General features: G+C 52.5%; 20 protein-coding genes and 1 other RNA gene. 13 read left to right on the top strand and 8 right to left on the bottom strand.

Annotation, left to right across the window (positions count from 1 at the left end; genetic code table 11):
• Nucleotides 1-26 precede the first annotated feature (26 nt).
• A complete protein-coding gene (gene grcA / locus AC0IXH_RS23620; protein ID WP_053144585.1) occupies nt 27-410 on the bottom strand; it encodes an autonomous glycyl radical cofactor GrcA in 384 nt (127 codons plus the stop codon).
• A 282-nt stretch (nt 411-692) separates the two neighbouring features.
• Between grcA and ung the strand changes: the two genes are divergently transcribed.
• A complete protein-coding gene (gene ung, locus AC0IXH_RS23615) occupies nt 693-1,373 on the top strand; it encodes a uracil-DNA glycosylase (protein ID WP_053144587.1) in 681 nt (226 codons plus the stop codon).
• A gap of 49 nt (nt 1,374-1,422) precedes the next feature.
• Here ung and grpE read toward each other — a convergent pair whose 3' ends face one another.
• Nucleotides 1,423-2,004: a nucleotide exchange factor GrpE gene (gene grpE / locus AC0IXH_RS23610; RefSeq protein ID WP_013203441.1), complete on the bottom strand. Its 582-nt coding sequence runs from the start codon at nt 2,002-2,004 to the stop codon at nt 1,423-1,425.
• Between the two features lie 124 nt (nt 2,005-2,128).
• Between grpE and nadK the strand changes: the two genes are divergently transcribed.
• The 3 genes from nadK to bamE all read left to right on the top strand — a co-directional run bounded on the left by nadK (nt 2,129) and on the right by bamE (nt 5,261).
• Entirely contained in the window at nt 2,129-3,007 is an 879-nt protein-coding gene (nadK, locus tag AC0IXH_RS23605) for an NAD(+) kinase (RefSeq protein ID WP_013203442.1), read from the top strand.
• A gap of 88 nt (nt 3,008-3,095) precedes the next feature.
• Nucleotides 3,096-4,757, top strand: a complete 1,662-nt coding sequence (gene recN / locus AC0IXH_RS23600; RefSeq protein ID WP_471721099.1) for a DNA repair protein RecN — start codon at nt 3,096-3,098, stop codon at nt 4,755-4,757.
• A 153-nt stretch (nt 4,758-4,910) separates the two neighbouring features.
• Nucleotides 4,911-5,261 carry an outer membrane protein assembly factor BamE gene (bamE, locus tag AC0IXH_RS23595; RefSeq protein ID WP_013203444.1) on the top strand — a complete coding sequence of 117 codons (351 nt, stop codon included), beginning with the start codon at nt 4,911-4,913 and terminating at the stop codon, nt 5,259-5,261.
• A 40-nt stretch (nt 5,262-5,301) separates the two neighbouring features.
• On the opposite strand, the gene AC0IXH_RS23590 is transcribed toward bamE, so the two are convergent.
• Both AC0IXH_RS23590 and AC0IXH_RS23585 read right to left on the bottom strand, forming a co-directional pair.
• Nucleotides 5,302-5,589 (bottom strand): RnfH family protein, encoded by a 288-nt coding sequence (locus tag AC0IXH_RS23590; RefSeq protein ID WP_013203445.1) that lies wholly within the window; start codon nt 5,587-5,589, stop codon nt 5,302-5,304.
• Nucleotides 5,582-6,016: a type II toxin-antitoxin system RatA family toxin gene (locus tag AC0IXH_RS23585; protein WP_013203446.1), complete on the bottom strand. Its 435-nt coding sequence runs from the start codon at nt 6,014-6,016 to the stop codon at nt 5,582-5,584. Before AC0IXH_RS23585 ends, AC0IXH_RS23590 begins: the two co-directional genes overlap by 8 nt.
• A gap of 158 nt (nt 6,017-6,174) precedes the next feature.
• Between AC0IXH_RS23585 and smpB the strand changes: the two genes are divergently transcribed.
• From smpB to speG, 5 genes are all read left to right on the top strand, one after another.
• Complete coding sequence (gene smpB / locus AC0IXH_RS23580; protein WP_013203447.1) at nt 6,175-6,657, top strand: SsrA-binding protein SmpB; 483 nt, start codon at nt 6,175-6,177, stop codon at nt 6,655-6,657.
• 52 nt (nt 6,658-6,709) lie between these two features.
• Nucleotides 6,710-7,073: a transfer-messenger RNA gene (gene ssrA, locus AC0IXH_RS23575) on the top strand.
• Nucleotides 7,074-7,198: 125 nt separating this feature from the next.
• A complete protein-coding gene (locus AC0IXH_RS23570; protein ID WP_013203448.1) occupies nt 7,199-8,053 on the top strand; it encodes a PA4780 family RIO1-like protein kinase in 855 nt (284 codons plus the stop codon).
• A gap of 530 nt (nt 8,054-8,583) precedes the next feature.
• Nucleotides 8,584-9,450, top strand: a complete 867-nt coding sequence (locus AC0IXH_RS23565) for a nucleoside-specific channel-forming protein Tsx (RefSeq protein WP_013203449.1) — start codon at nt 8,584-8,586, stop codon at nt 9,448-9,450.
• 141 nt (nt 9,451-9,591) lie between these two features.
• A complete protein-coding gene (gene speG, locus AC0IXH_RS23560) occupies nt 9,592-10,149 on the top strand; it encodes a spermidine N1-acetyltransferase (protein WP_041692388.1) in 558 nt (185 codons plus the stop codon).
• A 71-nt stretch (nt 10,150-10,220) separates the two neighbouring features.
• Here the strand turns inward: speG and AC0IXH_RS23555 are convergent, their stop codons facing one another.
• The 4 genes from AC0IXH_RS23555 to AC0IXH_RS23540 all read right to left on the bottom strand — a co-directional run bounded on the left by AC0IXH_RS23555 (nt 10,221) and on the right by AC0IXH_RS23540 (nt 13,586).
• Complete coding sequence (locus AC0IXH_RS23555) at nt 10,221-10,640, bottom strand: hypothetical protein (protein ID WP_041692100.1); 420 nt, start codon at nt 10,638-10,640, stop codon at nt 10,221-10,223.
• A gap of 108 nt (nt 10,641-10,748) precedes the next feature.
• Nucleotides 10,749-11,684 (bottom strand): homocysteine S-methyltransferase, encoded by a 936-nt coding sequence (gene mmuM, locus AC0IXH_RS23550; protein WP_471721098.1) that lies wholly within the window; start codon nt 11,682-11,684, stop codon nt 10,749-10,751.
• On the bottom strand, nt 11,671-13,089 hold the full coding sequence (gene mmuP, locus AC0IXH_RS23545; protein ID WP_013203453.1) for an S-methylmethionine permease: 1,419 nt from the start codon (nt 13,087-13,089) through the stop codon (nt 11,671-11,673). The genes mmuM and mmuP overlap by 14 nt, the downstream gene beginning before the upstream one ends.
• Nucleotides 13,090-13,250: 161 nt before the next feature.
• Nucleotides 13,251-13,586 (bottom strand): DUF2002 family protein, encoded by a 336-nt coding sequence (locus AC0IXH_RS23540; RefSeq protein ID WP_013203454.1) that lies wholly within the window; start codon nt 13,584-13,586, stop codon nt 13,251-13,253.
• Between the two features lie 162 nt (nt 13,587-13,748).
• Here AC0IXH_RS23540 and AC0IXH_RS23535 point away from each other — a divergent pair, with 162 nt between their 5' ends.
• From AC0IXH_RS23535 to nrdE, 4 genes are all read left to right on the top strand, one after another.
• Nucleotides 13,749-14,075, top strand: a complete 327-nt coding sequence (locus AC0IXH_RS23535; protein WP_053144600.1) for a DUF883 family protein — start codon at nt 13,749-13,751, stop codon at nt 14,073-14,075.
• 277 nt (nt 14,076-14,352) lie between these two features.
• Complete coding sequence (gene nrdH, locus AC0IXH_RS23530) at nt 14,353-14,595, top strand: glutaredoxin-like protein NrdH (RefSeq protein ID WP_471721097.1); 243 nt, start codon at nt 14,353-14,355, stop codon at nt 14,593-14,595.
• Between the two features lie 4 nt (nt 14,596-14,599).
• Nucleotides 14,600-15,010, top strand: a complete 411-nt coding sequence (nrdI, locus tag AC0IXH_RS23525) for a class Ib ribonucleoside-diphosphate reductase assembly flavoprotein NrdI (RefSeq protein WP_013203457.1) — start codon at nt 14,600-14,602, stop codon at nt 15,008-15,010.
• A gap of 17 nt (nt 15,011-15,027) precedes the next feature.
• Nucleotides 15,028-17,133, top strand: coding sequence for a class 1b ribonucleoside-diphosphate reductase subunit alpha (gene nrdE, locus AC0IXH_RS23520; protein WP_471721176.1), 2,106 nt, complete (start codon nt 15,028-15,030; stop codon nt 17,131-17,133).
• Nucleotides 17,134-17,155: the final 22 nt, after the last annotated feature.

The following is a 17,155-nucleotide window of genomic DNA, read 5'->3' as shown; positions in this document are numbered from 1 at the left end:
GATAACAGCGGTAATTTTCCCGATTATTACAAAGTTTCTGTGAAGGTACGGGCGATCACATCGCGCTGCTGTTCTGGCGTCAATGAATTGAAACGCACAGCATAGCCAGAAACGCGGATTGTCAGTTGAGGATACTTTTCGGGATGATCGACAGCATCCTGCAGCGTCTCGCGGCGCAGCACGTTAACATTCAGATGCTGACCGCCTTCCACACGCACTTCCGGCTTCACTTCCAACGGAATTTCACGGTATTCGATTTGGCCTAACTCAGCGACCGGCACAACCTGATCCTGGTTGTAACCTTCTTTGGCACACACGCAGCGTGCTTCAGCTTTTTCGTCGTCCAGCAGCCAGAATGAGTTCAGCAGACCGGCGTTGGATGCTTTAGTAATTTGAATTCCGGTAATCATGATTGTGCCTCCAGGCAGTTCAGGGCTGATAACTATCAGCAAGGATAATGGAGCAGGATTGACTCATATCCGATCTGTATATCAGCCCGAAGGTGGTGCCTCTTTGACCAAAATCAATATTCTACCGCGGATGAAAATGCATCCCTGAACAACTTAATGATTTAGCTCAATTTTCGTCAAACTCTCGCTTCATATTTTTTTGTAAAATATCAACAATATTTTAAGTTTTACCGATCGCGGTTCCACGTTAAGCTACACGGCTTAAACGTTAAGGAGGCGATAATGGCCAACACACTGACCTGGCACGACGTGCTGGCAGAGGAAAAAGAGAAGCCCTATTTCATTGAAACGCTGGCCAAAGTGGCTCATGAACGTGCGTCGGGCAAAATCGTCTATCCGCCTCAGAAAGATGTGTTCAACGCGCTAAGGATGACGGAATTAGGGGATATCAAAGTGGTTATCCTCGGTCAGGACCCTTATCACGGCCCCAATCAGGCTCATGGTCTGGCCTTCTCAGTGCTGCCTGGCGTGGCTGTGCCGCCATCACTGGTGAATATGTACAAAGAGCTGGTTACAGACATTCCCGGTTTCGTACGTCCGCAGCACGGCTTCCTCGAGAGCTGGGCACGTCAGGGCGTGATGTTGCTCAACACCGTTTTAACTGTTGAAGGCGGCAATGCCCATTCACACGCGAAATTTGGCTGGGAAACCTTTACCGACAGAGTGATCGCTGCGATTAACGAACATCGCGAAGGGGTGGTATTCCTGCTGTGGGGCGCACATGCGCAAAAGAAAGGCAGCATTATCGATCGTCAGCGGCACCATGTGTTGCTGGCACCTCACCCTTCCCCACTCTCAGCCCATCGTGGCTTTTTTGGTAGCGGTCATTTTTCAAGCACCAACGAATGGCTGGAGCAGCACGGCGAAAAACCGATCGACTGGCAGCCGGTTTTGCCGGAATAACAGCATAAAAAAAAGCACCCGAGGGTGCTTTTTTACTGGGTCAGCGCGATTACGCTTTGGCTTTCGCTACGGCAACCATCGCCGGACGAAGCAGACGGCCATTCAGCGTGTAACCACGTTGCATCACCATCAGAACGTGGTTTGGCGCCACATCCTCAGATTCCATCATCGACATCGCCTGGTGCAATTCAGGGTTGAACGGCACGTTAATGTCACCAATCACTTCCACACCGAATTTACGGACTGCGCCCAACAAAGATTTCAGCGTCAGCTCAATCCCTTCGACCATTGAGTTCAGTTCAGGATTGCTTTTGTCAGCCACTTCCAGCGCGCGCTCAAGGCTATCGATCACTGGCAGCAGTTCGTTGGCAAATTTTTCCAGCGCAAATTTGTGCGCTTTTTCGACGTCCAGTTCGGTACGGCGACGGATGTTCTCAATCTCAGCCTGGGCACGGATTTGAGCTTCACGTACGCCACCCTGAGACTGTGCCAGCTGGACTTCCAGCTCGGCAATACGCTCATCACGCGGATCGACCGCTTCGGCTGTGTCTGCGCCCTGATTCTGCGCCTGCTCCATCTCGATATCGTCTGAGACTTGCTCGTTTGGGGTGTTCTGTTCTTTACTACTCATGAATTTCTCCGCGTTTATGCACATTCATCTCGCTGGTTCGCTTATTATGGGGATCAGAATTGCGGTTTCAAGGGAACCCGTCACATTGTCTGAGGTAGTTTACCTCATGAGGAACGCCAGCATCATGAACAAACATTTCAACTGTATCGGTATTGTGGGCCATCCGCGCCATCCTACCGCGTTGACGACACACGAGATGCTCTATCGCTGGCTGACAACCAAAGGCTACGAGGTGATTATCGAGCAGCAGATCGCCCGTGAGCTGAATCTGACGGACGTTGAAACCGGCACGTTGGCGGAAATTGGTCAGCGAGCCGACCTTGCCGTAGTGGTCGGCGGTGATGGCAATATGCTGGGCGCGGCGCGCGTACTGGCGCGTTACGATATCAAAGTGATTGGGATCAACCGTGGCAATCTTGGCTTTCTTACCGACCTCGATCCGGATAATGCCCAGCAGCAGTTAGCCGACGTGCTGGAAGGTAAGTACATTACAGAAAGCCGCTTCCTGCTTGAAGCGCAGGTGTGCCGCCAGGGACGTGAACCGCGCATCGGCACGGCCATTAATGAAGTGGTGCTGCATCCGGGCAAAGTCGCCCATATGATTGAGTTCGAAGTCTACATTGACGAGTCGTTCGCCTTCTCTCAGCGCTCAGATGGCTTGATCATCTCCACGCCGACCGGTTCAACGGCGTATTCACTTTCCGCAGGCGGCCCCATTCTAACGCCGTCTCTGGATGCCATCGCGATTGTGCCGATGTTCCCGCATACGCTCTCCGCAAGGCCACTGGTGATTAACAGCAGCAGCACCATTCGCCTGCGCTTTTCCCATATGCGCGGCGACCTGGAAGTCAGCTGTGACAGCCAGATTGCCCTGCCAATTCAGGAAGGTGAAGACGTGTTGATCCGCCGGAATAACGATCACCTCAATCTCATCCATCCCCAAAACTATAATTATTTCAATACGCTGAGCTCTAAGCTCGCCTGGTCGAAAAAATTGTTTTAAAAACCAACGCCAGCTACTTTACTGGTTATAAAACCAGTATATACTGTATGAAAAACCATATCTGTGTTTACGTACAGGAATACCCACTATGCTGGCACAACTGACCATCAGTAATTTTGCGATTGTTCGTGAACTTGAAATCGATTTTCAGCGTGGCATGACCGCCATCACCGGCGAGACCGGCGCAGGGAAGTCCATTGCTATTGATGCGCTCGGCTTGTGCCTGGGCGGTCGGGCGGAAGCGGATATGGTTCGCCTTGGCGCTTCCCGCGCCGATATTTGTGCGCGCTTCTCTCTGAAAGATACCCCTTCTGCTTTGACGTGGCTGATTGAAAACCAGCTTGATGAAGGTAACGAGTGCCTGTTGCGCCGGGTGATCAACAGTGACGGCCGTTCACGCGGCTTTATCAACGGCACTGCGGTTCCCCTTTCTCAGCTACGCGACCTCGGTCAGTTGCTGATCCAGATCCACGGTCAACATGCTCACCAGCTTCTGCTGAAACCGGAACATCAGAAAACGCTGCTTGATGGTTACGCCGGAGAAACAGGCCTGATGCAGGAAATGGCGACCAGCTATCGTGCATGGCACCAGAGCTGCCGCGTGCTGGCACAGCATCAGCAACTCTCTCAGGAGCGCGAGGCTCGCCGTGAGCTTCTGCAATATCAGCTGAAAGAGCTGAACGAGTTCGCGCCCGTGACCGGTGAATATGAAGCGATTGATGAAGAGTACAAGCGTCTGGCCAACAGCGGGCAGCTGCTCTCCACCAGTCAAAAAGCTCTGATGCTGCTGGCTGATGGCGAAGACGCCACGTTGCAGAATCAGCTGTATACCGCTCAGCAATTGCTTAGCGAGCTGCTGACGATGGATGACAAGCTCAGCGGGGTCTATAAGCTGCTGGATGAAGCATCCATTCAAATCAGTGAAGCCAGCGATGAACTCCGTCACTACTGCGAACGTCTGGATCTCGATCCAAACCGTCTGCATGAGCTTGAACAGCGGATATCTAAACAGATCGCTCTGGCGCGCAAACACCACATCTCCCCTGAAGAACTGCCGCTCTTCCACCAGCAGCTGCTGGAAGAACAAGGTCTGCTCGATCAGCAGGAGAGCGATCAGGAAGATCTGACGCTGACCGTTTCCCGCCATCATCGTGCGGCAATGACCTGTGCTGAGCAGTTGCATCAGCGCCGTGTGCATTTCGCAGAAGAATTGAGCCGCCTGATTGGTGAGAGCATGCATGCGCTCTCCATGCCGCACGGTAAGCTGGGGATTGAGGTGCTGTTTAACGCTGACCATTTGACCGCTGAGGGTGCAGACCGTATCGATTTCCGTGTGACCACTAACCCTGGTCAGCCGCTTCAACCGTTGTCTAAAGTGGCCTCTGGCGGTGAGCTGTCGCGTATTGCCCTCGCCATTCAGGTGATTACAGCCCGTAAGATGGATACGCCAGCGTTGATTTTCGATGAGGTGGATGTGGGCATCAGCGGTCCTACCGCAGCCGTGGTCGGTAAGATGCTGCGTCAGTTAGGGGAATCCACGCAGGTTATGTGTGTGACCCACCTTCCGCAGGTTGCGGGCTGTGGAAATCATCATTTCTACGTCAGTAAAGAGACCGATGGCGAAATGACTGAAACCCATATGATCCCGTTGGATAAACGTGCCCGTCTGCAGGAACTGGCCCGTCTGCTGGGCGGTAGCGAGGTCACTCGCAACACGCTGGCGAACGCAAAGGAGCTTTTAGCAGCCTGATTGCCGCACTTTTTTGGCCTGTTGTGGTCATATCCTTGCTCCGTAGAGGTTTCAAACTGCGGAAAGGTTTATTATCATCGTCTTCTTACGCTGTAATCGTAGCGAACGTTCGATGCAGCCAGATTGTTGGCCCGAAAAGGAATAGAGATACTTATGCGCTGTAAAACGCTGACTGCTGCGGCGGTGGTTCTTCTGATGATGACTGCTGGATGTTCCACTCTGGAGCGAGTGGTTTACCGCCCGGACATCAACCAGGGCAATTACCTGGTTGCGAATGACGTTTCCAAAATTCATACCGGCATGACGCAACAGCAGGTGGCTTACACCCTGGGCACGCCGATGATGCGCGACCCGTTTGGTAGCAACGTCTGGTATTACGTGTTCCGCCAGGAGCCAGGCCATGAGCCTGTGACTCAGCAGACGCTGACGCTGACCTTTGATGGTAGCGGTACCCTGACCAACATTGATAACAAGCCAACCCTGAGCGGCAAGAAAAGCGGTTAACAGCAGGCTTGTTGATGAAATCGTAAGGCGCTAAGGCGCCTTATTTTTTTGCCGCGCGTTCGGCGCGCTGACGGCGGAGTTCTTTCGGGTCGGCCAGTAACGGGCGATAGATTTCAATGCGATCGCCACTGTGTACCTCATCCCCCAGTTTTACCGGACGACTAAAAACACCCACTTTGTTACTGGCGAGATTGATATCACTTCTGAGTTCAAGAATGCCGGAAGCTTTGATAGCGTCTTCGACAGTCGCGCCCTCTTCCACGTTGACCGTGTACAGATACTGTTTTTCTGGCAACGCATAGACCACTTCAACCGCGATATCAGGCACTGTAGACCTCTTTCGCGCGTTTAGTAAACGCCTGCACCATGCTGCTTGCCAGCTCTTTGAAGATGCGTCCAAAGGCCAGTTCAACCAGCATATTGGTGAACTCAAAGTCCAGACTCAACTCAACCTTACAGGCATCATCACTGAGCGCAGTGAACTTCCAGCCACCGTTCAATTTGCGGAACGGGCCATCAACCAGCTGCATAGCAATGCTCTGGTTATCCGTCAGTGTATTTCGCGTGACAAACGTTTTACTGATCCCAGCCTTAGAGACATCCACTGACGCGGTCATCTGCTGTTCGCTGGCATCGAGAATACGGCTACCGGTACACCCTGGAAGAAATTCCGGATAGGCATCCACATCGTTTACCAACCGGAACATCTGCTCTGCGCTGTAGGGCACCAACGCGGAACGACTAATCTGAGACATAACGTTTCCTGTTAATCTTCAACTTTTCAATAATACCATCGCCGGCAGGCAAACAAAAATTCTCAGCCGCCAGCGTTCTGCTAAAATAGCGCTTTTCCCCGTCTCGTTTGTTACAGGGGATGCCTTCAATCACTGCTTCATGTAAACTAAGTGGCACTATGACTAAGAAAAAAGCACATAAACCCGGTTCCGCTACCATTGCCATGAACAAACGGGCCCGCCATGAATACTTCATTGAAGATGAATTCGAAGCGGGACTGTCGCTCCAGGGATGGGAAGTCAAATCACTCCGCGCAGGAAAGGCTAACATCAGCGAAAGCTACATCATGCTGCGTGATGGCGAAGCCTTTCTGTTCGGCGCAACCTTCCAGGCGTTGATTGGCGCATCCTCGCATGTGGTCTGCGACCCTACCCGCACCCGCAAGCTTCTGCTTAAGGAGCGCGAGCTGGCAATCCTGTTCGATAAAGCCAACCGCGATGGTTACACCATCGTCGCTTTATCGCTGTACTGGAAAAATGCCTGGGCCAAGCTGAAGATTGGCGTAGCTAAAGGTAAGAAAGAGCACGACAAACGCGGTGATATCAAAGATCGCGAATGGAAGACCGACAAAGCACGTATTATGAAACACGCAAATCGCTAAGCCTATGGCGTAGCGACAGGTTTTTCTGTTATACTGCTTCACAGTAGTACATGGGGCTGATTCTGGATTCGACAGGATTTGCGAAGCCCTAGGAGCATGCCGAGGGGCGGTTTGCCTCGTTAAAAGCCGCAAAAAAATAGTTGCAAACGACGAAAACTACGCACTAGCAGCTTAATAACCTGCTCAGAGCCCTCTCTCCCTAGCCTCCGTTCTTAGGACGGGGATCAAGAGAGGTCAAAAACAAAAGAACTCGTGTGGATGTCCTGCCTGGGGCTGAAACACTAAATCTAATCAGGCTAGTTGGTTAGTGGCGTGTCCGTTCGCAGCTAACCGGCGAATGTAAAGACTGGACTAAGCATGTAGTGCCGACGGTGTAGTAATTCTGGACGCGGGTTCAACTCCCGCCAGCTCCACCAAATTCTTGGTCGATGGTTACCAGACCCACTCGATGAAGTCCTGAGAACCCACACGGTGAAAACCTTGTGGGTTTTTTTGTGCCTGATATCTTTCGTAACCTGGCTGAAATAAGGTATAAAGCCGCATGAAAATCCCAAACCGAATCCAACCTCTGGTTGATGATGGCCTGATAGACGATGTGCTCCAACGCCTTAAAAGCGGAAAGGAAGCCGACGTTTACACTGTGTTATGCGGTGACAAGATCAATTGTGCCAAAGTGTACAAGGAAGCGACACAGCGCAGCTTTAAGCAGGCCGTGCAGTATCAGGAAGGCCGCAAGGTCCGTAACTCACGTAGCTCCCGTGCGATGCAGAAAGGCTCTAAATTCGGCCGCAAGCAGCAGGAAGAGTCCTGGCAAACCGCAGAGGTGGATGCGCTGTTCCGGTTGGCAGAAGCGGGCGTACGAGTCCCTCAGCCCTATCTTTGTATCGACGGCGTGCTCCTGATGGAACTGGTGACGGATGCAGACGGCATGGTGGCTCCACGTCTTAGCGATGTGACTATGTCCGAAGAAAGCGCGGTGACTGATTTCCATACCATGATCCGTAATATCGTACGCATGTTGTGTGCCGGTATCGTGCATGGTGACCTGTCGGAATTTAACGTACTGCTCGATGCACAAGGCCCGGTCATTATCGACTTGCCTCAGGCTGTCGATGCTGCAGCGAATAACCATGCTGAAGCCATGTTCGAGCGTGACGTGAATAACATCACGGCGTACTACGGTCAGTTTGCTCCGCAGTTGCTGAAAACCCGTTATGCGAAAGAAATTTGGCTGCTGTATGAAGACGGCAAGTTAACCCCAGAAACTCCGCTGACAGGACTGTTCGTCGAAGAGATTCATGAAGTCGATATGGACTCGCTGATGGATGAAATCATTACGGCGGAAGATGACTATTACGAACGTCAGCGGGCAAATAAAGAACGCGACGAAGAGTAGATGATTCTGCCCCGGTAAAATTCTGCGGCTATTTTGCAGGTGTTATTAAGGAGATCACTCCCCGCGATCTTCTTAATGAAACCAAAAAGGGCTCATCTCGCCAGGATGACGCGATGCTAAAAAACGCCACCATCCATAAGCTTACCTTATTATAAGCCGCTGCCATTCCCCTTCTCTTCCCACTGCAGAATCGGTAAATCCACTTCCGCTTTTTGCCTGTTGTACCTTAAACAGCGATGCAAACGATTACCTGGCTCAAAAAACCCCCTTCCTGTCCTCAATCCCCTTTCAGACCATCCGGTCAAACATATTTGTGACACCCATCACACTTTACCTAAAGTGAAATGAAACAAGGTTTGACAAGTGTGAGCGATATCTATTTCCTTAAGCGCGGATGACGGCACACTGCCGCAGCATTCATCGCGGGTGTTTTTTGCTGTGAAAACAGTCACCCTTTCCTCTTCTGTTGACGACTTAATAAGACCTTCGCAGTGGCTTCATAAAAGGGTCATTAAGCCTGTGGTAATATAATGAAATATAAAATTCTGATGGCTGGCGCACTCGCAGCGCTCTCTTATAGTGCCTCTTCAACTGCTGCTACCGATTCGCCGGAGTATGTTTCCGACTGGTGGCATCAGAGCGTCAACGTGGTGGGAAGCTACCACACCCGTTTCGGACCTCAGTTCAATAACGACGTATATCTGGAATACGAAGCGTTCGCCAAAAAAGACTGGTTCGATTTCTACGGCTATATCGATGCGACTAACTTCTTCGGCGTGGGTAACTCCAATGCTAACGGTATCTTTGACCACGGCTCCCCGCTGTTTATGGAAATCGAACCTCGTTTCTCTATCGACAAGCTGACCAACACGGACCTGAGCTTCGGCCCGTTCAAAGAGTGGTACTTCGCGAACAACTATATCTACGATATGGGCCGTAACAGCGATAACCGCCAGAACACCTGGTTCATGGGTCTGGGTACCGATATCGATACCCACTCAGATGTTGGCCTTTCACTGAACGTGTATGCCAAATACCAGTGGGAAAACTACGGTGCAGCGAACGAAAACAGCTGGGATGGCTATCGCTTTAAGGTGAAATACTTCGTGCCGATTACCAGCCTGTGGGGCGGAAATCTGAGCTACATCGGCTTCACCAACTTTGACTGGGGCTCCGATCTGCGTGATGAGACCGGCCCGTCCCGTACCAGCAACTCTATCGCTTCCAGCCATATCCTCTCGCTGGGTTACGATCACTGGCATTACTCGTTCGTGGCGCGTTACTTCCACAACGGCGGACAGTGGGCTGATGGCCAGGAGCTGAACTTTGGTAACGGTCAGTTCGAAGTGAAATCCACCGGTTGGGGTTACTACCTGGTCGCTGGCTACAACTTCTGATGCCTTAACGCATTCTAAACGCCAGCACCGTAAACCGTGCTGGCGTTATTGTTTCTACGCTTACGCCGTGCCATTTCCTCCCGTCAGACGTATAATTCCTCAGCAATATTGCATCTGATAAAAGGAACTTATATGTCTCCCATGCCTGCCGAAGATGGCTTAAAACTGCGTCCTCTCGAACGTGAAGATCTGCGTTTTGTTCACCAGCTTGATAACAACGCAAGCGTTATGCGTTACTGGTTTGAAGAGCCGTACGAAGCGTTTGTGGAACTGTCCGATCTCTACGATAAGCATATTCACGATCAGAGCGAACGTCGGTTTGTGGTTGAATTTGAAGGGGATAAAGCGGGACTGGTTGAACTGGTTGAGATTAACCATATTCACCGACGTGCTGAATTTCAGATTATCATTGCCCCCAGCCATCAAGGGAAAGGCCTTGCCAGTAAAGCCGTCAAGCTGGCGATGGATTACGGATTTTCCGTGCTGAACCTGTATAAACTTTACCTGATCGTTGATAAAGAAAATAAGAAAGCCATTCACATCTACACCAAATTAGGCTTCGATATTGAAGGCGAACTTATCCACGAATTCTTTATTAACGGCGAATACCGTAACACCATTCGCATGTGCATTTTCCAGCAGCAGTATCTGGCAAAACATAAACCCGCACACGTGATGCTGAACCCGACGGCGCAATAGCGTCGGGACGGTTTTGAACCCGTCAAAACGCGCTATCAGGGGAAGAGCGATCTTCCCCTGGTTGCCCGCATCTAGCCGCGCGCGCCCACCGGATTCATAATGGTATTTACCTTCTCCGGATGGATGTTGTACATGCCGCCATTAAACGGATCGACAAACAGCCAGCCAGGAATGCCACCCAGCGGAATGTTGCCGAGGATGTACCAGAGGTTGGCTCTCTCTTCCAGTGGGATCGTCTGCGGCACATAACCCGCGCGCTCCAGTTGCAGCGTGTACTTCTTCTTGCCAAGGTACGAGCCATCAGACTTCAGCAGTGAGACTGTTTTAGGGGTAATCCCTTCTGCAACGGCCCTTCCCGTTTCATCCTGCACCACAAATTTCACGCCCTGAGGCCAGGTCTGGATGGAAACGTCCTGGGTCTGATCGCCAACAATGGTGGCACATCCGCTCAATAACCACGCTGAAGCCAGCGCCAGCAAAAGCCTTCTCATATGCATTCCTGCCAATTTAAATATTCAGAATAGTCTAAGCGGAGTCTGACGGGTTTTCATTAATTACGCCCGACCATTGCGGGCGTAATAAGACAAATTTTTAGCGGCTTATCGTGAATGGCAGCGCTGGGCGATCGCGGCGATATCAGCAGGCGTTGTCCGGCAGCAACCACCGATCAATTTAGCCCCGGCAGACTGCCAGGCAGAAAGATTGTCGATCAACGTACAGGTTGAGGCATCGCTGTGCCAGGTTTTGCTGATCGCATCGTACTGCTCGCCGGAGTTGGGATAGACCACCAGCGGCTTTTTGGTCAGTGAGCTGAGGGTCTGCAGCGCAGCCGTCACTTTATCCAGCGCGATACAGTTCAGTCCCAGCGCAACGGCCTGCGGACAACTCTCCAGCACACTGACGACCTGGCTTAATGGCGTACCGTCGCTCAGGTGTTCTCCGTCACGCAGCGTGAAAGAGAACCAGGCTGGAGTGCCGGGAAACTCGGCCAGCAAAGCCACCAGCGCCTGAATCTCTGCAAAGGATGGCATCGTCTCACAGGCGAGGATATCCGCGCCAGCTGCAACCAATGCCTGAATACGTGGGCGATGAAAAGCCATCATCTCTGCTTGCGGCAGGTTGTAGTCACCCCGGTATTCGGATCCATCCGCCAGATAGGCGCCATAGGGCCCGACTGAGCCGGCAATCAGCAAATTGCCAGCCTGCGGTTCAGCAGCCTGGTAATCCGCTCTGGCACGGCTGGCAAGCTCCACGCTGCGGGCAATCAGCGTCAGCGACTGTTCTTCACTCAGCCCACGTTTGGCGAAGCCCAGCGGGGTTGCCTGATAGCTGGCGGTAATGGCCACCTGCGCGCCCGCGTTGAAATAGTCGTAGTGCACCTGATAAATCAGTTCAGGGTTCTCAATCAGCACTTTGGCCGACCACAGCGCGTCGGTCAGATCGCAGCCGCGCGCTTCAAGTTCGGTGGCCATTGCGCCATCCAGCACCAGCCCCGCGGCCACCTGTTGTTCTACAGAAAGTTTATTCGGTAACACGCACACTCTCCTTTGCCAGCTCGCGATTTTTCAGTCGCTGAGTGAAATGATAGGCCGCGTAGCACAGCGCTACGAAAGGCAGGCCGCAGTATAACGCAATGCGTTGTTCCGGATCGAACGCCAGCCCAACGCAGGCCAGCAGGCAAAGCAGAAAGCCGAGGATCGGCGTCACCGGATACCAGGGCGCACGGTATTTCAAGTCTGTCAGCGGTTTACCCGCCCGCACATGCTCACGGCGGAAGAAGAAATGGGAAGCGCAGATGCTCAGCCAGACGGCCACCACCGCAAAACCCGAAATAGCCGACAGCGCGACAAACACCGTATCCGGCGCAATCACGCTGGAAAACAGCGCCAGCAAGCCTCCCAGCATGCTGACTGAAATCGCCATCAGCGGGATACCGCGGGAGGTCAATTTGGCAAAGCAGCGCGGCAAGGTATTCTGATTCGACAGCGACCAGAGCATCCTGCCCGAAGCATATAATCCTGAGTTCGCCGCCGAGAGGATCGCCGTGAGGATCACAAAGTTAAAGATATCGGCCGCATACGGAATACCGATCTTTTCAAAGACCATCACAAACGGGCTTTTGACGATCCCCGCCTGATCCATCGGGATCAGCGCTGCCAGGATCAGTACCGTACCCACAAAGAAAATGATCAACCGTGCGACCGTGGTACGGATCGCCATTGGCAGAACTTTGTGCGGATTCTCGGTTTCACCCGCCGCGATGCCAATCAGCTCGGTACCCGAAAATGCAAAGTTGACGGCCACCATGGTCATCAGGATCGGCAGGCCGCCGTGCGGCAACCAGCCAGAGGCGGTGAGATTGTGGAAGAACGGCGCGCTGCTGCCATCCTTCAGCGGGATAAAACCGAACATGGCTCCCCCGCCGAGGAGTATAAAGGCCAGGATGGTGACCACTTTGATCACCGAGAACCAAAACTCCCCTTCCGCGAAGAAGCGGGAAGAGACCACGTTCAGCATAAAAATCAGCGCGCAAAACAGTAAGCACCACAGCCATACCGGCGATTGCGGGAACCAGTACTGCATACAGAAACCCGCAGCGGTCAGGCTTGAGCCAAGGGCGACCGTCCACGTCAGCCAGTAAAGCCATGCAACGGTGTAACCCGTCGCCGGGCTCAGGTAGCGGGCCGCGTAAACATGGAAAGCCCCGGTCTCTGGCATCGCCACCGACAGCTCGCCAAGGCTCAGCATCACCAGATAGACCACCAGCGCCCCAATGATATAGGCGAGCAAGGTGCCAGCTGCACCCGTGGTGGAAATGATATAGCCAGTATTGAAGAACAGGCCGGTGCCAATCACGCCGCCTAACGAGAGCATCACCAGATGGCGGGCTTTCATGCTGCGCTTGAATTGTTGAGTTGTCTCGGGCTTGCTTTGCTGCATCGCTGATTTATCCGTTTAGACGTCTAAACTTCTACATGGGGTCAGCGTTATACCGATTCTGGCCGGTGAAAGCAACGTTACTGAGTGTGAGGGATGATCGTGCGGGGGCGAGATTTTCAGCGCGACCAACGCGTGCGCCGAAAACTCAACGGGCTGATTACTCAGCCAAACATGTTTACGATATAGCGTTCCAGCGCCGCGCGGGAGCTAAAACCGTGGGGGATGCCGTAGTGATCCTGATTCTCTCCAGCCAGATACATCGGAAACTGCACGTACTCTTCACAGGCTTTCATATCGGAGGCCGGATGCGCAAAGCCGTGGCTTTTTTCCTTCAACACAGGATGAATAATCAGTGCGGTACGGCCCATGCGCGCTTCACGATTAACGTAGACATAGTTATCGCCTCGACGGTAACCATAGGCTCTTGCGGTGACCGCATCCATTTCAAATCCCGCACCTTCCAGTACGCGAGCAACTTCATCAGGGCGTAAATACATACTCATTCCTCTAAAACGTGCCAACCCTGCAACCTTACAACAGCGTGAAGGTTAAGCGCTTTCGGAATAATCCATAAACGCCCTGCTTTCCGGTCCGGGTCACTAAAAATCTGCATGATGGTCTATAGTTAATAGTACGTTTCATTTCCAAGGGAGAGAAAAATGTTTAACCGAAACACTAAAAATGAAGACATTGATATCAATCAGGACGTCAATCAGCTGGCCGATACCCTTGACGATCTGCTGAAATCTTACGGAAGTAAGACTAAAGATGAAGTCGACGGTGCACGTTCCCGCGCAGAAGCGATGTTGAAAGAGACTCGCGCCAAACTCCACGGCAATAACCGTGTGACCCAGGCGGCAAAAGATGCCGGTGGGCAAGTTGACTCTTATGTGCGTGACAAACCGTGGCATGGAGTTGGGATTGGTACTGCATTAGGTATTTTTGTTGGGGCGTTGATTGCAACGACCACCTCATCGCGTAACTAGTTTCGTTTACTTTACAGACAAATCCCCGCACCTGATGGTGTGGGGATTTTTTTTTGCCGGTCTTAAAACGCTGCATCCCGCGCCTGACAAGGCCTGTCCATTTTCCTCATCAAGAAAATTCTTATACCTGGATATTGTGTGGTTGCAATATCTAAACACTATATCTAGTATTTACCCCATCAACTCAGCCACTACATGTGGTTAAACGACGGCAGCGGATTGCAGCAAAAAGCGTGCCAGACGAGACGTCAACCAGATAACAAGGTAAATACGAATCATGCGCATTATTATTTACACAAAAAACAACTGTGTCCAGTGCAATGCGACAAAAAGCGCCATGGACAAGCACGGCCTCGATTACCAACTGGTTAACCTCGACCACGAGCCGGCTGCCGTTGAAACGCTGAAATCGATGGGTTATCGCCAGGTGCCCGTCGTGATGGCGGAAGAAGATCACTGGAGCGGTTTCCGCCCGGACAAAATCTCCGCGCTTCGCCCACTCACGGCGATGCAGGGTTAAGACGATGTCGACGCTGGTCTATTTTTCCAGCCAGTCTGAAAACACGCACCGTTTTGTCATCCGCACCGGCCTGCCTGCGCGCCGCATTCCACTGGATGCCGCGCAGCGTTTGCAGGTGGATGAACCCTATATATTGGTGGTGCCCAGCTACGGCGGCGGCACCAGTCAGGGCGCGGTGCCTAAGCAAGTCATCCAGTTTTTAAACGATGTCAGTAACCGCCAACTTATCCGCGGCGTGATTGCCGCCGGTAATCGCAATTTCGGCGAAGCCTATTGCCTGGCCGGCAGCATCATTGCGCAGAAATGCCAGGTGCCATGCCTGTACCGCTTCGAGCTACTGGGCACCGCCGACGACATCGCCAACGTTTATCAGGGAGTAACCGAATTTTGGCAGCGACAGAAAGTACACTCATAACCCCGAATCCGGCCGTGCTGGATTATCACTCGCTGAATGCGATGCTCAATCTGTACGATGCCGACGGCAACATTCAGTTTGAGAAAGATAAAGAAGCCACGCGTCAGTATTACCTGCAACATGTTCTGCCGAACACCGTGAAATTTGATTCCGTTGGTGAGCGCTTAGAGTACCTGGTTTCAGAGGGCTACTACGAAGCCGACGTGCTGAATGCTTATCCGTTTGAATTTGTCAGTTCGCTTTTTGAACAGGCGTATCAACGCCGTTTCCGCTTCCAGACCTTCCTTGGCGCGTGGAAGTTTTATACCAGCTACACGCTGAAGACCTTTGATGGTAAACGCTATCTGGAAGGCTTTACCGAGCGCGTCTGCATGGTGGCGTTGACGCTGGCCAAAGGCGATCGGTCGCTGGCCTTATCGCTGATGGAAGAGATGCTGTCTGGTCGTTTCCAGCCGGCCACGCCGACCTTCCTCAATTGTGGAAAACAGCAGCGAGGCGAGCTGGTTTCCTGCTTCCTGCTGCGTATTGAAGACAATATGGAGTCAATTGGCCGCTCGGTGAACTCCGCTTTACAGCTCTCCAAGCGCGGTGGCGGCGTCGCTTTTCTGCTTTCCAACCTGCGTGAATCGGGTGCGCCAATAAAGCGTATCGAAAACCAGTCATCGGGCGTGATCCCGGTGATGAAAATGCTGGAAGACGCCTTCTCTTACGCCAATCAGCTTGGCGCGCGTCAGGGTGCAGGTGCCGTCTATCTGCATGCTCATCATCCGGATATCCTGCGTTTTTTGGATACCAAGCGCGAAAACGCCGACGAAAAAATCCGTATTAAAACGCTGTCGCTGGGCGTGGTGATTCCCGATATCACTTTCCAGCTGGCCAAGACTAACCAGCAGATGGCGCTGTTTTCGCCGTATGACGTTGAGCGTATTTACGGCCTGCCGTTCGCGGATATCAGCATTAGCGAAAAATACGAAGAGATGTTGGCGGACGACCGTATCACCCGCACCTTTATCAATCCGCGTGAATTCTTCCAGACGCTGGCGGAAATCCAGTTCGAATCCGGCTATCCGTACATCATGTTTGAAGACACGGTAAACCGCGCGAACCCGATTAAAGGCCGGATTAACATGAGCAACCTCTGCTCTGAGATCCTGCAGGTGAACACGCCAACCGAATACAATGACGACCTCAGCTATCGCCGTATCGGTAAGGATATCTCCTGTAATCTTGGCTCACTGAATATTGCTCACACGATGGATTCGCCAGATTTTTCACGCACGGTGGAAATTGCGGTGCGGGGTCTGACGGCGGTGTCCGATCAAAGCCATATCCATTCGGTTCCTTCCATTGAACGTGGCAATGCCCAGTCGCACGCCATTGGTCTGGGGCAAATGAACCTGCACGGCTATCTGGCACGCGAAGGCATTCAATATGGCTCTGAGGTGGCGCTGGACTTCACCAACCTCTATTTCTATACCATCACCTATCACGCTCTGCGCACCTCTAACCTGATTGCTCAGGAGCGTGGAGAGCGCTTTGCCGGTTTCGAAGAATCGCGTTACGCCAGCGGTGAATACTTCGCTCAGTACGTTGAGCAACGCTGGCAGCCACGTACACCAGAAGTCGCCGCGCTGTTTGCCCGCGCGGGAATTACGTTACCGGGCCAGAAAGAGTGGCGGGAACTGCGTGAAGCGGTGATGAAGCACGGGATCTACAACCAGAATCTTCAGGCGATCCCACCGACGGGTTCTATCTCCTATATCAATCACGCGACGTCGAGCATTCACCCGATCGTGTCGAGGATTGAAATCCGTAAAGAAGGTAAAACTGGCCGCGTGTATTACCCGGCACCGTTTATGAATAACGACAATCAGGCGTTCTACCGGGATGCCTATGATATCGGTCCCGAAGCGATTATTGACACTTATGCCGAGGCCACGCGCCATGTCGATCAGGGGCTTTCTCTGACGCTTTTCTTCCGCGATACCGCCACCACGCGCGATATCAACAAGGCGCAGATTTACGCCTGGAAGAAAGGCATTAAAACGCTGTACTACATTCGCCTGCGTCAGATGGCCCTGCTGGGCACTGAAGTAGAAGGCTGCGTTTCCTGCTCGCTGTAAGCTCACCCTAAGGGGCGGATAA

The organism is Erwinia sp. AC075 (assembly GCF_979253995.1).
The sequence above is the reverse complement of the archived record's forward strand: the minus strand, read 5'-3'. Positions and strand labels throughout refer to the sequence as shown.

What these genes read in the sequence shown, in the direction of transcription:
- bamE (WP_013203444.1), top strand. Translation starts at nt 4,911, where the DNA reads ATGCGCTGTAAAACGCTGACTGCTGCGGCGGTGGTTCTTCTGATGATG.
- speG (WP_041692388.1), top strand. Translation starts at nt 9,592, where the DNA reads ATGCCTGCCGAAGATGGCTTAAAACTGCGTCCTCTCGAACGTGAAGAT.
- nrdI (WP_013203457.1), top strand. Translation starts at nt 14,600, where the DNA reads ATGTCGACGCTGGTCTATTTTTCCAGCCAGTCTGAAAACACGCACCGT.
- AC0IXH_RS23555 (WP_041692100.1), bottom strand. Translation starts at nt 10,640, where the DNA reads ATGAGAAGGCTTTTGCTGGCGCTGGCTTCAGCGTGGTTATTGAGCGGA.
- AC0IXH_RS23570 (WP_013203448.1), top strand. Translation starts at nt 7,199, where the DNA reads ATGAAAATCCCAAACCGAATCCAACCTCTGGTTGATGATGGCCTGATA.
- AC0IXH_RS23540 (WP_013203454.1), bottom strand. Translation starts at nt 13,586, where the DNA reads ATGTATTTACGCCCTGATGAAGTTGCTCGCGTACTGGAAGGTGCGGGA.
- AC0IXH_RS23585 (WP_013203446.1), bottom strand. Translation starts at nt 6,016, where the DNA reads ATGTCTCAGATTAGTCGTTCCGCGTTGGTGCCCTACAGCGCAGAGCAG.
- recN (WP_471721099.1), top strand. Translation starts at nt 3,096, where the DNA reads ATGCTGGCACAACTGACCATCAGTAATTTTGCGATTGTTCGTGAACTT.
- ung (WP_053144587.1), top strand. Translation starts at nt 693, where the DNA reads ATGGCCAACACACTGACCTGGCACGACGTGCTGGCAGAGGAAAAAGAG.
- smpB (WP_013203447.1), top strand. Translation starts at nt 6,175, where the DNA reads ATGACTAAGAAAAAAGCACATAAACCCGGTTCCGCTACCATTGCCATG.
- grpE (WP_013203441.1), bottom strand. Translation starts at nt 2,004, where the DNA reads ATGAGTAGTAAAGAACAGAACACCCCAAACGAGCAAGTCTCAGACGAT.
- AC0IXH_RS23535 (WP_053144600.1), top strand. Translation starts at nt 13,749, where the DNA reads ATGTTTAACCGAAACACTAAAAATGAAGACATTGATATCAATCAGGAC.
- nadK (WP_013203442.1), top strand. Translation starts at nt 2,129, where the DNA reads ATGAACAAACATTTCAACTGTATCGGTATTGTGGGCCATCCGCGCCAT.
- mmuP (WP_013203453.1), bottom strand. Translation starts at nt 13,089, where the DNA reads ATGCAGCAAAGCAAGCCCGAGACAACTCAACAATTCAAGCGCAGCATG.
- nrdH (WP_471721097.1), top strand. Translation starts at nt 14,353, where the DNA reads ATGCGCATTATTATTTACACAAAAAACAACTGTGTCCAGTGCAATGCG.
- grcA (WP_053144585.1), bottom strand. Translation starts at nt 410, where the DNA reads ATGATTACCGGAATTCAAATTACTAAAGCATCCAACGCCGGTCTGCTG.
- AC0IXH_RS23565 (WP_013203449.1), top strand. Translation starts at nt 8,584, where the DNA reads ATGAAATATAAAATTCTGATGGCTGGCGCACTCGCAGCGCTCTCTTAT.